The organism is Clostridium sp. AM34-11AC (assembly GCF_003435375.1).
In the GTDB taxonomy this organism is placed as follows: domain Bacteria; phylum Bacillota; class Clostridia; order Lachnospirales; family Lachnospiraceae; genus Pilosibacter; species Pilosibacter fragilis.
In genome coordinates, this window is record NZ_QWGL01000022.1 from 40,041 (window position 1) to 54,368 (window position 14,328).

Genomic DNA, 14,328 nt, shown 5'->3' on the forward strand with positions numbered 1-14,328 from the left:
ATGATATTTTTGACCGCAAAGTGGGAAAATATGAAGGAAAAATTACATTTTGTGGTCGGAATCGTCAAAGACATGACAAAAATATGAATGACAGGGATATCTTTCCGCAATGCGGAATTATGAGGGTTGCCTGTCCGGTTCTGCCCGGAAACCGGAAATAACGGAAAAATATACGGGACGGACAGCAGGTTTGGACGGGATATGAAGGAGAGAAGATATGGCTCTTGACAGCATGAAAATTTTGTACAAAGGCGGCACAGCGGAGATCGAAGTGAAGAAATCCCGCTTTATCGCGAACCTGAAACCGGTGGAGTCCGAAGAGGAGGCAGCGGCGTTTATCGCCGAGATCAAAAAGAAATACTGGGACGCCCGCCACAACTGCCAGGCCTTTACCATCGGCATGAACCACGAGCTCACAAGATGCAGCGATGATGGGGAACCGGCCCAGACGGCGGGCCGGCCGATGCTTGACGTGCTTTTAGGCGAGGATGTCCACAACGTCTGTGTCGTCGTGACGAGATATTTCGGCGGGACCCTGCTTGGAACAGGCGGTCTTGTGCGGGCTTATTCCGGCGCTGTGAAGGAGGGACTTGCGGCTTCCGAGATCGTTGAGAAGAAGCGCGCCTTTGAGATGAAGATCGTGACGGACTATACAGGTGTCGGAAAGATCCAGTACATTCTGGGACAGGAAAATATGACGGTGCTGGACAGCGTGTACACGGATAAGGTGGAGTTTTCCGTTCTCGTCCCGGTGGCAGAGTACGATGGCCTGGAAAAGAAGATCACCGAGGGGACAAGCGGCGGCGCGAAGATCGGGAAGGGCGATGAGGTGTGGTACGGCACACTTAATAAGGAAGTGATTCTGTTTTAACTGCCGGCCGGGGCATCAGTCTGCACATACAGAAGTTATGTCTTGAAGGGGATATCAGGCTGATCCTTGAATGCCGCAGCAAGCCAGTATAAACGGGGGTTCTGACATTTTGAATGGGTGAGAGAAAACTAACTGCCGATTGGACAGAAAAAAACACACAGAAAAGGCAGATCTGCCCCGAATTTTGAAAGATTATATATTGCATTTTGATTTCATGAATGCTATAATTTTGAGTCGGTAATGCAAAAATTAGGAAATGTAGTGTATACAATGTAAGATGACTGTGCAAAACGGGTCGGGAAATGATCGGTGAGAGGACAGTTATAGATGAAGAAAGAGGATTGATTATGAAGATCAAACGCGAAGATATCAGAAATATTGCGATCATCGCCCACGTTGACCACGGTAAAACGACCCTGGTAGACCAGTTATTAAAGCAGAGCGGCGTATTCCGTGCAAACCAGGAAGTAGAAGAGCGTGTCATGGACTCCAATGACATCGAGAGAGAAAGAGGAATCACCATCCTCTCCAAGAATACAGCCGTATTCTACAAGGGTGTGAAGATCAATATCATCGACACCCCAGGTCATGCGGACTTTGGCGGCGAGGTTGAGCGTGTCCTTAAGATGGTAGACGGTGTTGTCCTTGTTGTCGACGCATTCGAGGGACCGATGCCGCAGACGAAGTTCGTTCTCCAGAAAGCACTTGACCTTGACTTAAGAGTTATCGTCTGCATCAACAAGATCGACCGCCCGGAGGCAAGACCGGAAGCAGTGATCGACGAGACTCTTGAATTATTCATGGATCTCGACGCATCTGATGAGCAGCTTGACTGCCCGTTCGTTTACGCGTCTGCCCGTGCAGGCTTCGCAAAGAAAGAATTAGATGATCCTGAAGTGGATATGAGCCCGTTATTCGAGACCATTATCAACTATATCCCGGAGCCGGAAGGTGATCCGGAGGCTGAGACCCAGGTCCTTATCAGCACCATCGACTACAACGAGTTCGTAGGCCGTATCGGTATCGGTAAGATCGACAGCGGTTCCTTAAAGTTAAATCAGGACTGCGTGATCGTAAACCATCATGATCCGGACAAGATGAAGAAGGTTAAGATCGGTAAGCTCTATGTATTCGACGGCTTAAAGAGAGTCGAAGTACAGAACGCGACCATCGGTGAGATCGTAGCGATCTCCGGTATCCCGGATATCCACATCGGTGATACCCTCTGCTCCCCGGAGAAGCCGGAGGCAATCCCGTTCCAGAAGATCTCCGAGCCGACGATCTCCATGAACTTCATGGTAAACGACAGCCCGCTGGCAGGTCAGGAAGGTAAGTTCATCACTTCCCGTCACCTCCGCGATCGCCTGTTCCGTGAATTAAACACGGATGTCAGCCTCCGTGTAGAAGAGACAGAGTCTGCAGACTGCTTCAAGGTATCCGGCCGTGGTGAGCTTCACCTGTCCGTCCTGATCGAGAATATGCGCCGTGAGGGCTTTGAGTTCGCAGTCAGCAAGGCAGAGGTTATCTACAAATACGACGAGAGAAACAGAAAGTTAGAGCCGATGGAGCTCGCTTACGTTGATGTTCCGGATGAGTTTACCGGAGCTGTCATCCAGAAGCTTACAAGCAGAAAGGGTGAACTTCAGGGAATGAGTCCGACAAACGGCGGCTACACAAGACTTGAGTTCTCCATCCCGTCCAGAGGTCTCATCGGTTACCGCGGTGAGTTTATGACAGATACAAAGGGTAACGGTATCTTGAACACAAGCTTTGACGGATACGCTCCGTTCAAGGGCGAGTTAAGCTACAGAAAGACAGGCTCCCTGATCGCGTTCGAGGCCGGTGAGTCCATCACCTACGGTCTGTTCAACGCCCAGGAGAGAGGTACCCTGTTCATCGGACCGGGCGTAAAGGTTTACTCCGGTATGATCGTCGGACAGAGCCCGAAGGCGGAGGACATCGAGATCAATGTCTGCAAGACAAAGAAGTTAACAAATACACGTTCCTCCAGCGCCGACGAGGCATTAAAGCTTGTTCCGCCGAAGATTATGAGCCTGGAGCAGTGTCTGGATTTCATCGATACGGACGAGCTTCTTGAGATCACACCGACAAGCCTTCGTATCAGAAAGAAGATCCTTGATCCGACCCTCAGAAAGAGAGCAATGATCAGCAAGAAGAGCCAGATGTAATCATTGATCACCATCTGCGCGGAAACGTACGAAGATAGGATCACGAAGACGCAGCGTGATCTTATGAAAAGATAGAAAGAAAGCAGGATCGCTTCCGCATGAAAAAGTGTGGGACGATCCTGCTTTTATCATACAGCCGGATTGAGAGAAATAAGAAACCTGTGTGATGATTCCTGCCATCTGAGCAGCAGAATGTGTTGATGCAGGAGCCTGGAACTCTGTCCGGCGTGCATTGAAAGAGGGAGAATTATGCTTCAGATATTGATCAGTGCCTGTCTCATCGGCGAAAACTGCAAGTGGGACGGCTCGAACAACCGCAATCAGGATGTGCTCGATTTTATGAAAAAAATGGAAGGAAAGGCAAAGTTCCATCCGGTCTGCCCGGAACAGGCGGGCGGACTTCCGACCCCGCGGGCGGCCTCCGAGATCCATATGCCGGACGAGGCGGTCATGAACACGGAAGGCGGGGACGTCACGGCAGAATTTCTCCTCGGCGCCGATTTTGCGCTCCGGGAGGCAAAAAAATATGACTGCACTATTGCGATTTTAAAAGAAAGAAGCCCGTCATGCGGCTCAAACGGCATCTATGACGGGACTTTTTCCCATAAACTCCGCGAGGGAATGGGAAAGACTGCGGCCCTGCTTGCCGGGTATGGACTGAAAGTGTACGGGGAGAGCCAACTGAAGGAACTGGAAGCAGTGATCAACAGCGGAGAGTTGAATTGATGGTTTAGAGGTTTAAGAATAAGAAAAATATAGAATGATCTATGTATAGTTAAATACTGGTAAGTAAGAAAAGCAGAAGAACATCCACATTGAATGTTTTTCTGCTTTTTCTGATATCTGTGCCGCCTGGTTGCAATCAATAATCTTACAGCGTCTTCGCCCTGTCCGCGATCGCCTCATGGAAATTGATGACCCGGTGGTCATATGTCTCGTTCATAAGCGGGGAGGAGATCATGAAATCTGCCGTTGCCTTATTGTTTGCGATCGGGATGTCGTAGACCTGGGCGATCCGAAGAAGCGCCTTCACGTCGGGATCGTGGGGCTGGGCAGTCAGGGGATCGGAGAAGAAAACAACGAAGTCGATGCGCCCCTCCACGATCTTCGCGCCGATCTGCTGGTCACCGCCGAGAGGACCGCTGTTATAGCCCTTTACCGGGAGACCGGTGGCTTCGGTGATCATTCTCGCGGTAGTTCCTGTGCCGCACAGGAAATGTCCCTTTAAGATCTCTTTATTTGCCTCGCACCATTCGATCATCTCATGCTTCTTACTGTCATGGGCGATCAGAGCGATGTTTTTCTGTTTACCGATGGTCAGTGTCAGAAAATCCATAGAAATTCCTCCTTTTTGACAGGTGTTGTCTCGAAAAGACCTGCATATTGCGAATGCGAATGGATGAAATAAAAGATAATATGCAGATAATTTGCTGCCACAAGGTGATAATGCCATAAAACGGGAATTGTGTCAAGAAATGCGGGCAATGTTTCGAAATAAATTCACAGATATAAACGGAAAATTAATAAGGAAGGTTAAAAGTTACTGTACACGGGTAGGAATTTTCTGAACTGAAAATTCCGTACAGTACAGTGGTGGTAGTGGATTTTGCCGATTTGGAATGCGAAGCATCGGCAAAATCAGTTACTGTTTGCGCAAGGCGTAAACAGTAACGGTTAAAACATGGATCCCATTCCGACGGACTGCCCGCCACTTGACAAACATTACGGATTGTGCTACCATCGTCAATGTGTAAAACGCAATGACAGAGACAGTACAAGGAAATTCCGGTATGACAGAGAGAAGGTTCACCGGCTGAAAGACCTTCCGAAGGAAACTTTTGTAAATTCACTCTTGAGCAGCCTGTGCGAAAGAAATTCCAGTAGTGCAGGACGGGAAGTCCCGTTACAGACGTTAGAGTGCCGCACATAAATCATGCGGAATCTGGGTGGTACCACGGAGAGTCAGCTTCGTCCCATAGCGCGGGACGGGGCTTTTTTCATGTTAACAGTTCAGCCATGCGATGATTTTTCCTGAGAAAGGTGCTGCAAGCTCGCTTGCATAAGCCTTTTTCAGGAAAAATCATCATACGGGGAACGCCCCGTGCTTCTTGTTTTCGTGAAAGCGAAAACAAGAAGATATGGCCATGCAGAAAAGCCTGACCGCCGCACTGATAGATAACCAAACCATACCGAAAGAATGAGGTGGACTATGGAAGAGAAGATCAAGGCACTGAAAGAGCAGATGGAAGCCGCTCTCGGCAGTGTAGAGTCCAAGGAACAGCTTGGTGAGTTCTGGCAGAACTTCCTTGGAAAGAAAGGCAGCATTGCGGACCTGATGAAAGGTCTTGGAAGCGTTCCGAAGGAGGAGCGCCCGAACGTTGGTAAGACGATCAACGAATTTAAGAATCAGGTAGAAGCACGCTACCAGGAAATGAAAAATAAGATGGATGAGCTGGAGCTTGCAGCCCGCAACAAGAGCGAGCAGGTCGACATCACCATGCCGGCAAAGATGCGCCCGGCAGGAGGACTTCATCCGCTCACCGTCACAGAGAACGAGATGATCGATGTCTTCGCCGGAATGGGCTTCGAGATCTACGACGGCCCGGAGATCGAGGATGACGACCATAACTTTACAAGATTAAACGTTGCAAAGAACCATCCGGCAAGAGATATGCAGGATACCTTCTATGTAGCGGAAGATATCTTGCTCCGTACCCACACAAGCCCGGGACAGATCCGTGTCATGGACGCGAAGAAGCCGCCGATCAAGATGCTGGCACCGGGACGTGTATTCCGTTCCGACAGTGACGCGACCCACTCCCCGATGTTCCATCAGATGGAAGGTCTTGTTGTGGATAAGAAGATCACACTCTGCGACCTTCAGGGTATGCTGGACAAGTTCGTACAGGCGATCTTCGGAAGCGAAGTTAAGACACGTCTCCGTCCGAGCTACTTCCCGTTCACGGAGCCGAGCGTTGAGGTCGATGTAAGCTGCTTCGAGTGCGGTGGAAAAGGCTGCCCGCTCTGCAAACACACCGGCTGGATCGAGGTCCTCGGCGGCGGTATCGTACACCACAAGGTGCTTGAAAACTGCGGCATCGACCCGAATGAGTATTCCGGTCTCGCCTTCGGTATCGGTATCGAGCGTATCGCCATGTTAAAATACGGTATCAACAACATCAACCTGCTTTATGAGAATGATCTTCGTTTCCTGAAGCAGTTCAAAGGCTAATAGGGGAGGGAGAAGATCATGAAAGTACCATTTAGTTGGCTGAAAGAATATGTTGACATTGACGTGACAGCCCAGGAGTTAGAGGATAAGCTTTTCGGCTGCGGATTCGAGGTAGAGGAACTGATCGATCTCTCCGCTGAGATCGACCGTGTCGTTGTCGGTGTTGTAAAAGAATGTACCCCGGTGGAGGGAACGCATCTTTGCACATGTAAAGTAGACTGCGGCGAGTATGGAAACGATATCCAGATCGTCACAGGCGCCCCGAATGTGTATGCAGGAATGCACACACCGGCAGCCCTCGACAATTCCACACTTCCGGGCGGCATCAGGATCAAGGCAAAACCGATGCGCGGCATCGAGTCCAACGGTATGCTCTGCTCCGGTGAAGAGCTGGGCTTAAACGAGGACCTGTATCCAGGTTCTGAGGTCTACGGTCTCTTAGACCTTCCGAAGGACACCGTCCCGGGAACAGATATCGCGAAAGTCGTTGGCTTAGACGACTATATCTTCGACATCTCTGTAACGGCGAACCGTGCGGACTGCCAGTCTGTTTTAGGAATCGCGAGAGAGGTTGCCGCAGTCTTAGACAAACCGCTTAAAATGCCGGCTCTCGACTACAAAGAGAGCGATTATAAATATGAAAACCTTGACATCAAAGTAGAGGCACAGGATCTCTGCCCGCGCTACTTAGGTCATGGTGTCAGAAACATCACTCCGGGCCAGTCCCCGAGATGGATGCGCCGCCAGTTAGCACTCTGCGGCTTAAGGAGCATCAGCAATGTGGTCGATATCACAAACTACGTGATGCTTGAGATCGGACAGCCGATGCATGCTTTCGATATGAGCACCTTAGAGAGCAGCCAGATCATCGTCCGCCGCGCGGAGAACGGCGAGATGATCCAGACTCTGGACGGAAAAGAGTTCAAGTTAAACGAGAACAATCTCGTGATCTGCGACGGCAGCAAACCGGTAGCCCTTGCGGGTATCATGGGCGGCATGAACAGTGAGATCACAGAGAACACCACGCAGCTTCTCTTTGAGTCGGCAAAATTCATGCGTGACAACATCCGTAAGACAGCGAGAAGCCTCGGACAGAACACCGATGCGTCCAGCCACTACGAGAAAGGTATCGCTGAGTATACCGTAGAGATCGGTATGGCCCGGGCCCTTCACCTGATCGAAGAACTCGGTTGCGGCGAGATCACAGCCAGCGCATTCGATGTGAGCGCAGGCGCACCGAGAGAAGGTAAGAAATTTACCGCGACATTGAGTGGCATCAATAAGATCCTCGGCATCGAGGTTCCGGCAGAGAATGTTCTTGACATTCTCCGCAGACTCTGCTTCGAGGTAGAGCGCGACGGTGATGTTCTTACTGTGACAGCACCGCGCTACCGTGAGGATATCGAGGTTGGTGAGCCGGATCTCGCGGAGGAAGTGATCCGTGAATACGGTTACGAGCACATCGTTCCGACCTTCTTAAAGGATTCCGCAGTTACAAACGGTGGATTAAACCCGGCACAGAAGAGAAGAACAAAATTAAAACAGGTGATGGTATCCCAGGGCTATTTCGAGGTATCCACTCTGGCATTCTACTCTGACGCTGACCTTGACGCGCTTCATATCGCTGAGGACGCGAAGGAGCGCAACGTGATCCGCCTGTTAAACCCGATCACCACAAACCTTTCCATCATGAGAACAACCCTGGCTCCGTCCATGCTGAATACAGTTGTTGAGAATGTGAAGAAGGGCAACACGGCAGGACGTTTCTTTGAGTACGCGAACGTGTACTATCCGAAGGCACTTCCGCTTACAGAACTTCCGAATGAGATTCCGCATGTGGGATTCGCGGCATTCGGCGAGGAAGAAGACTTCTTTACCGTCAAAGGAACCATGGAAGAGCTTGCAGCTTCCTTCGGCGTAAGCTTCGACTACGAGAGAGCAGAGGATATTCCGTATCTTCATCCGGGAATCTCCGCATACATTCTCTGTGATGGCGAGCGCGTCGGTTCCTTCGGTAAGCTTGCAAACAGCGTTGCGGGTGAGTTAAAGCTCCCGAAAGACAGCAAGGCAAACAACCAGATCTATCTCGGTGAGATCGACTTCGCGGCACTTGCTTCCCATATGCCGGAAGGTCTGCGCTACAAACCGATCTCCGAGTATGACACGGTTACCCGTGACCTGGCTATGGTCGTTGACGAGGATGTAAGCTGCGGCAGCCTGATCAATGAGATCAGGAAGGCATGCAAGCAGGTCGGTGACGCAGAGCTCTTCGATATCTACCGCGGCGAGCAGCTCGGAAAGGGTAAGAAGAGCATGGCATTTAAGATCACCTTTGTCCCGGAGGACAAGGCACTTGATCCGAAGGATATCGAGAGATTCGTAAAGAAGATCCTCGGAAACCTGAAGTTCCGTCTTGGAGCTGATATCCGGTAGGATCAATGGAATATTGATCAAATATTTGAAAACGGTCATCTGATACAGGCATGAACCTGCACCGGATGACTGTTTTTTTCGCTTAAACAAAAAGGCTGGAAGATAAAAATCAGACGTTCGGCCAGAAAAATTACAAAAGAACGTTTCCCTATGGTACAATACAAAAGAACATGTCTGTTCAGAAAATTGGCAGTCAGATATGACCGAATCCTTGCAGAGGTGACAAATTATGCATACAAAACGTTTAGGGGATATGTTTCTTGAGGCTGGGCTGATCACGGAGGAGTAGCTCGACGAGGCATTAAAATATCAGGCACAGGAAAAAGAACGACTGGGAACGACTCTGGTCAAACATAACTATATAACGGAAAAACAGCTGATCGATACACTGCGGATCCAGCTTGGCATCGAATATATCGATCTCTCAATGGTGGATATCACGCCGGAAATGTCCAGATATGTACCAAAGCCTGGCGAAAATATTATCCAGGCAGCCCCGTACTACGACGAGGATGGAAACGTAGGAAAGATCCAGGGACAGAACCCATTCGGCCCTCGAAGATAGGACTACAAAGGATCTTTGACAAAAAGATAAAGGAGTATCAATATGCTGCACATCAGCCCGGGAATTACAATATATATCCTAACGATCACATTCATCCTGGGCTGCTGTCTCGGAAGCTTTGCGGACTGCGCGGCGGGACGGCTTCTTTCCGGAGAGTCAGTGTTTGCCGGGCGGTCCCACTGTGACCACTGCGGGCATGTCCTGGGAGTGCTGGACTTGATCCCGCTGTTTTCCTGGCTCCTTTTAAAAGGACACTGCCGCTACTGCAGGGCAAAGCTACCGGCAGAAGCCTTTTTTGTGGAACTGGTATCGGGAATTGCCTGCTGTATGATCGTGTATCGCTATGACATGTCTGTGATGAGTCTCAGGGGAATTCTTCTGACAGTAGTCCTTATGATCCTCAGCCTGACCGACCTTCATGGATGGATCATCCCCGACCGCCTGCAGATTGCGGGCTGTGTGATATTTTTAGCGACCGCCCTGTTTCTCCCGGACCCGATCCAGAGAATCTTTGGAGGTCTCTTCCTTGGATTGATCCTCGGCGGGGGGATGCTTCTCGTATCTCTGGTCTTTGACAAGCTCACAGGGAAGGAAAGCCTTGGCGGGGGCGATATCAAATTGTTTTTTATGACAGGACTTTACCTGAGCTCGGCCTGGGAGATCCTGTTTTACCTGATCTTAAGCTGTCTCTTCGGTCTGGGGTTCGCGTCTTTCCGGAAAGAAAAACGTGTTCCTTTTGGCCCGGCGATCGCGGCGGCCTGTTTTATTATGATATTATACGGAGAAAAATTGACCGGCTGGTATACTGACCTGTTCTGAATTGGAGAACTTCAAGATGAAAAATTGTTTGGGAATTGAGATTGGAAATTACCGGATCAAGATCGCGTATATGGAAAAAGGCGTGCTGAAGGAGTGTATTTCAGAACGGATCGAAGAAGGAGCGAAACCGGATGCCAGACTCTGCGCGGAGACGATCCGGGATCTTCTGGCTCAAAAAATGATCCGTTGCAATGCCGGGTGTTCGTAAAACAGTTAAACCAAAAACTTAACTATTTTACGGTATCTGTCAAACGGGGTTGGTAAGAAACAACGAAAAACGAGTGATGCCAGGTTGAAAGACCGAGCATCACTCATTTTTTATCTCAATACATTTTTTGATATTGTAAATCTGGCGGCAGTGCCGGGAGAGGAGTCCATGTCTAATATCTTATCTTCCGGAAACGAAAACAATGCGGATAAAACGTTCAGTTTCAGCGCAGACTTATCGTGGAGCTCCTACCCATATAAGATATGGACGAAAAACGGGGAAGACCAGACCGTCTATTACGGCGACTGGATCGACTGGAAAAAGCTCCAGTGATCCGTAAAAAACTTCTGAAGCAGGCAGGCATTCTTCTGCCTGCCTGCTTCGTACCGTCCCCATGCGCTTTCGAGCGCGGCAGACAGTAAGTCCGTAGTTACTGTACACGGGCAATGTCAGTAACTGCCCGCGTGCTGTCTGAGATTTCAGCGCCGCAAGCTGGAGATTGACAGCCCTGAGTTTTTATGTTATGATGACTTTATCTGTGGACAGGAGGTGTAGTCGGTGATTAGAATTATTCTGACGATCGTATTCGTTATCTTATGTATCGCAATGACAGTGATTGTGTTAATGCAGGAAGGAAAGACTTCCGGACTTGGCGCGATCAGTGGTGTAGCTGAGAGCTACTGGGGAAAAAATAAAGGCCGTTCTATGGAAGGCAACCTTGAAAAGTTTACAAAAATTGCGGCAATCCTGATTTTTGTACTTGCCCTGGTATTAAATTTAAAGGTAATTTAATTCTAAGATGACGAACACTCTTGCAGCGATAACTTCCGTGCAGGAGTGTTTTTTGTTTAACAGGAAATTTCGATGAAGATTCCGGGTGACAAAAGGGCGCGCTCTTTATTATTTATAATATGGTCTGCAGAATCTTATTAATTTGATCATTTGCGGCTGCCCGGTGTGAATACTGCGCTGGGAACTTTTAGATTGTTTGGATTTTACCGGATATTATTTAAGGAGAAGAATGGAAGAAAAGTTAATGGAAGAGCGGAAAAATATGCTGCTGGACCTGATGAAGGATCCGACATATGTTCCGATGAAACTAAAAGAGCTGGCGCTGCTTCTTGGTGTCACAAAGGAGCAGTGCGGCGAGCTGGAAGAAGTTTTAAATGAGTTGGTGGCGTCTGGAAGGGTTGGAATCTCGAAAAAGGGAAAATATGCGAGATCCGAGGTCTTCGCCCAGACGGGAGTTTTTGCGGCTCATCACCGGGGCTTCGGCTTTGTGACTATCGAGGGCAGGGAGGATGATCTCTTTATCCCGCCGGATGATACCGGGGATGCCATGGACGGGGATACGGTCCAGGTCGTCATCAATGAGAACGGAAGAGGCGGCCGGACGGAGGCGAGAGTCTTAAAGGTATTGAAGCATGCCAACGAGACCCTGATCGGAACCTTCGAGAAAAACAAGAATTTCGGTTTCGTGATCCCGGACAACCCGCGGATCACCATGGATATCTTTATCCCCCAGGGAAAGGAAAATGGCGCGGTATCCGGGCACAAAGTTGTGGTAAAGCTGGATACTTACGCGGCGAAAAATAAAAATCCGGAAGGCCATGTAAAGGAAATTCTGGGTCATATCAATGATCCGGGAGTGGATATCCTGTCCATCGTCCGGGCCTACGGGTTGCCGGAGGAGTTCCCGGAAGAGGTGATGGAGGAGGTCTCCCATGTTCCGGAGGCGCTCTCGCCGGAATATGTGGAGGAGGAGATCGAGAAGAACGGAAGAGTGGACCTTCGAAATGTGCCGATGGTGACCATCGATGGAGAGGATGCGAAGGATCTGGACGATGCAGTCAGTGTGTCGAAGGAGACGATAAACGGGGAGACGATCTACCATCTCGGCGTTCACATCGCGGATGTGAGCCATTATGTAAAGGAGAAGAGTCCTCTCGATGAGGAGGCGTACAAGCGGGGAACCAGCGTGTACCTTGTGGACCGCGTGATCCCGATGCTGCCCCACAGACTTTCCAACGGAATCTGTTCCCTGAATGCAGGATGTGACAGGCTGGCGATGAGCTGTCTTATGGATATCGATGAAAAGGGTATTATTGTGGGGCATAAGATCTGCGAGTCTGTGGTGAACATTGACCGGAGAATGACGTACACGGCGGTGAATGCGATCCTGGAAGCGAAGAATGGAAAGAATAGCGGGGAGGACGCTGAGTTAGAAGAGACAAAAGGACGGAACCAGGACGAGCGTTTTGAGAATGATGAACAGAAAAAATCGAAACGGAGTCTGAAAAATGTACAGGCAGATGATCTCGAGAAAAAGAAAGACGCAGCGAAAGAGAAAGCTGAATTCGCGAAAAAGTGCCTGGAAGAGTACGAGGATTTCGTCCCGATGTTCCTGCTTCTGGACGAGACCGCTCGCGTCTTAAGAGAAAAGCGCATGGCGAGAGGTGCTGTGGACTTCGATTTCCCGGAGTGCAAGATCATCCTGGACGCAAAGGGACGCCCGGTGGAGATCAAGCCATACGAGCGGAATGCGGCGACGATGCTGATCGAGGACTGCATGCTGGCGGCCAACGAGACGGTTGCGGAAGATTACTACTGGCAGCAGGCGCCGTTCCTGTACCGCAGCCATGAGAAGCCGGATGGGGAGAAGATCAAGCGCTTCGGAATCCTGATCAACAATTTCGGTTACTCGATCCGTCTCCAGAACGGAGAGCTTCACCCGAAGGAGATGCAGAAGCTTCTTGCAAAGGTGGCCGGATCCCCGGAGGAGGCGCTTCTCGCGAGACTGGCGCTCCGCTCCATGAAACAGGCGAAGTACACGACGGACTGCATGGGACATTTCGGTCTTGCGGCGAACTATTATACCCACTTTACTTCACCGATCCGCAGATACCCGGATCTTCAGATCCACCGGATCATCAAGGAGAATCTTCACGGTGAGCTCACGAAGAAGCGCGTTGCCCACTACGAGAAGATCCTGCCGGAGGTTGCGGTCTGGACATCATCCAGGGAACGCCTTGCGGACGAGGCGGAGCGGGAGACCGACAAGGCGAAGAAGGTCCAGTTCATGGAACACCATATCGGCGAGGAATTCACCGGTGTGATCTCTGGAATCAGCAACTACGGTTTCTATGTGGAACTCCCGAACACTGTGGAAGGCATGGTACGCCTTGCGAACCTGGATGGCGATTACTATGTGTTCGATGAGGAACACTATGAGTTAGTGGGAGAGCGGACGAGAAAGAAATATAAGCTGGGACAGACGGTGAAGATCCAGGTGGTCTCTGTGGACAGGTATTTGAAGACCATTGATTTTCTGCCGGTAAGAAAATTTGATTAGGCGAAATGATTCGGACACGACGGATTGGCGGCGAAAATTTCCCGGAAAACATTGCTTTGCGGTGAAATGGTATTATAATATAGAGATAAGTTCCGGTCGGATGAGTTCCCGGCCGGAACAGAAAAGAGGATAGGATTATGGCAAAGAGCAGCGGCTTTAAGCTGATCGCGAACAATAAAAAAGCGTATTTCGACTTCTTTATCGACGATAAGTTCGAGTGCGGTATTGCCCTTGCGGGAACGGAAGTAAAGTCTATGCGTATGGGCAAGTGCAGCATCAAGGAATCCTTCGTGCGGATCACAAACGACGAGGTCATGATCTACGGCATGCACATCAGCCCGTATGAGAAGGGAAATATCTTCAACAAGGACCCGCTCCGCGAGAGAAAACTCCTGATGCACCGCTACGAGATCAACAAATTAAAGGGAAAGATCCAGGAAAAAGGTTATACCTTAGTGCCGCTCCAGGTATACTTTAAGGGAAGTCTCGTAAAAGTGGAGATTGGTCTCGCAAGAGGTAAGAAGCTCTACGATAAGCGCGCTGATATCGCGAAGAAGGATCAGAGAAGAGAGCTGGAGAAGGAATTCAAGGTGAAAAACCTGTACTAGAGCGGATCTATACCACGAAAAACGCATGAGTAAATAAATTGTGAACATGCC

General features: G+C 49.8%; 13 protein-coding genes and 1 other annotated feature. Of the genes, 12 read left to right on the forward strand and 1 reads right to left on the reverse strand.

Translation table 11 applies throughout. The features are described 5' to 3' along the window. Positions 1–217: 217 nt before the first annotated feature. The 3 genes from DW826_RS12590 to DW826_RS12600 all read left to right on the forward strand — a co-directional run bounded on the left by DW826_RS12590 (position 218) and on the right by DW826_RS12600 (position 3,786). Entirely contained in the window at positions 218–871 is a 654-nt protein-coding gene (locus tag DW826_RS12590) for a YigZ family protein (protein WP_117552898.1), read from the forward strand. A 347-nt stretch (positions 872–1,218) separates the two neighbouring features. Continuing rightward, a complete protein-coding gene (gene typA / locus DW826_RS12595) occupies positions 1,219–3,060 on the forward strand; it encodes a translational GTPase TypA (protein ID WP_117484052.1) in 1,842 nt (613 codons plus the stop codon). Between the two features lie 249 nt (positions 3,061–3,309). Then, positions 3,310–3,786, forward strand: a complete 477-nt coding sequence (locus tag DW826_RS12600) for a DUF523 domain-containing protein (protein ID WP_117552899.1) — start codon at positions 3,310–3,312, stop codon at positions 3,784–3,786. A gap of 145 nt (positions 3,787–3,931) precedes the next feature. Here DW826_RS12600 and DW826_RS12605 read toward each other — a convergent pair whose 3' ends face one another. Continuing rightward, on the reverse strand, positions 3,932–4,396 hold the full coding sequence (locus DW826_RS12605; RefSeq protein WP_117469810.1) for a methylglyoxal synthase: 465 nt from the start codon (positions 4,394–4,396) through the stop codon (positions 3,932–3,934). A gap of 415 nt (positions 4,397–4,811) precedes the next feature. Beyond that, positions 4,812–5,039: a binding site (T-box leader), on the forward strand. 230 nt (positions 5,040–5,269) lie between these two features. On the opposite strand from DW826_RS12605, the gene pheS reads away from it, so the two are divergent. The 9 genes from pheS to smpB all read left to right on the forward strand — a co-directional run bounded on the left by pheS (position 5,270) and on the right by smpB (position 14,277). Beyond that, positions 5,270–6,292, forward strand: a complete 1,023-nt coding sequence (gene pheS, locus DW826_RS12610) for a phenylalanine--tRNA ligase subunit alpha (RefSeq protein WP_015554773.1) — start codon at positions 5,270–5,272, stop codon at positions 6,290–6,292. A gap of 18 nt (positions 6,293–6,310) precedes the next feature. Further along, positions 6,311–8,725 (forward strand): phenylalanine--tRNA ligase subunit beta, encoded by a 2,415-nt coding sequence (pheT, locus tag DW826_RS12615; protein WP_117552900.1) that lies wholly within the window; start codon positions 6,311–6,313, stop codon positions 8,723–8,725. A gap of 343 nt (positions 8,726–9,068) precedes the next feature. Continuing rightward, positions 9,069–9,290 (forward strand): hypothetical protein, encoded by a 222-nt coding sequence (locus DW826_RS18880; protein WP_278286472.1) that lies wholly within the window; start codon positions 9,069–9,071, stop codon positions 9,288–9,290. 42 nt (positions 9,291–9,332) lie between these two features. Further along, entirely contained in the window at positions 9,333–10,109 is a 777-nt protein-coding gene (locus tag DW826_RS12625) for an A24 family peptidase (RefSeq protein ID WP_117469807.1), read from the forward strand. Between the two features lie 16 nt (positions 10,110–10,125). Next, entirely contained in the window at positions 10,126–10,317 is a 192-nt protein-coding gene (locus tag DW826_RS12630) for a hypothetical protein (protein WP_015554769.1), read from the forward strand. A gap of 168 nt (positions 10,318–10,485) precedes the next feature. Further along, a complete protein-coding gene (locus DW826_RS18295; RefSeq protein ID WP_181968065.1) occupies positions 10,486–10,650 on the forward strand; it encodes a hypothetical protein in 165 nt (54 codons plus the stop codon). Positions 10,651–10,875: 225 nt separating this feature from the next. Next, positions 10,876–11,109 (forward strand): preprotein translocase subunit SecG, encoded by a 234-nt coding sequence (gene secG / locus DW826_RS12640; RefSeq protein ID WP_021906090.1) that lies wholly within the window; start codon positions 10,876–10,878, stop codon positions 11,107–11,109. Positions 11,110–11,338: 229 nt separating this feature from the next. Next, positions 11,339–13,669, forward strand: a complete 2,331-nt coding sequence (locus tag DW826_RS12645) for an RNB domain-containing ribonuclease (RefSeq protein ID WP_117552902.1) — start codon at positions 11,339–11,341, stop codon at positions 13,667–13,669. A gap of 137 nt (positions 13,670–13,806) precedes the next feature. Further along, entirely contained in the window at positions 13,807–14,277 is a 471-nt protein-coding gene (gene smpB / locus DW826_RS12650; RefSeq protein WP_015554767.1) for an SsrA-binding protein SmpB, read from the forward strand. Positions 14,278–14,328 lie beyond the last annotated feature (51 nt).

Bases quoted from the DNA above. Each gene is read 5' to 3' on its own strand.
- DW826_RS12590 (WP_117552898.1), top strand. From the start codon at position 218: ATGGCTCTTGACAGCATGAAAATTTTGTACAAAGGCGGCACAGCGGAG.
- typA (WP_117484052.1), top strand. From the start codon at position 1,219: ATGAAGATCAAACGCGAAGATATCAGAAATATTGCGATCATCGCCCAC.
- DW826_RS12600 (WP_117552899.1), top strand. From the start codon at position 3,310: ATGCTTCAGATATTGATCAGTGCCTGTCTCATCGGCGAAAACTGCAAG.
- DW826_RS12605 (WP_117469810.1), bottom strand. From the start codon at position 4,396: ATGGATTTTCTGACACTGACCATCGGTAAACAGAAAAACATCGCTCTG.
- pheS (WP_015554773.1), top strand. From the start codon at position 5,270: ATGGAAGAGAAGATCAAGGCACTGAAAGAGCAGATGGAAGCCGCTCTC.
- pheT (WP_117552900.1), top strand. From the start codon at position 6,311: ATGAAAGTACCATTTAGTTGGCTGAAAGAATATGTTGACATTGACGTG.
- DW826_RS12625 (WP_117469807.1), top strand. From the start codon at position 9,333: ATGCTGCACATCAGCCCGGGAATTACAATATATATCCTAACGATCACA.
- DW826_RS12630 (WP_015554769.1), top strand. From the start codon at position 10,126: ATGAAAAATTGTTTGGGAATTGAGATTGGAAATTACCGGATCAAGATC.
- DW826_RS18295 (WP_181968065.1), top strand. From the start codon at position 10,486: ATGTCTAATATCTTATCTTCCGGAAACGAAAACAATGCGGATAAAACG.
- DW826_RS12645 (WP_117552902.1), top strand. From the start codon at position 11,339: ATGGAAGAAAAGTTAATGGAAGAGCGGAAAAATATGCTGCTGGACCTG.
- smpB (WP_015554767.1), top strand. From the start codon at position 13,807: ATGGCAAAGAGCAGCGGCTTTAAGCTGATCGCGAACAATAAAAAAGCG.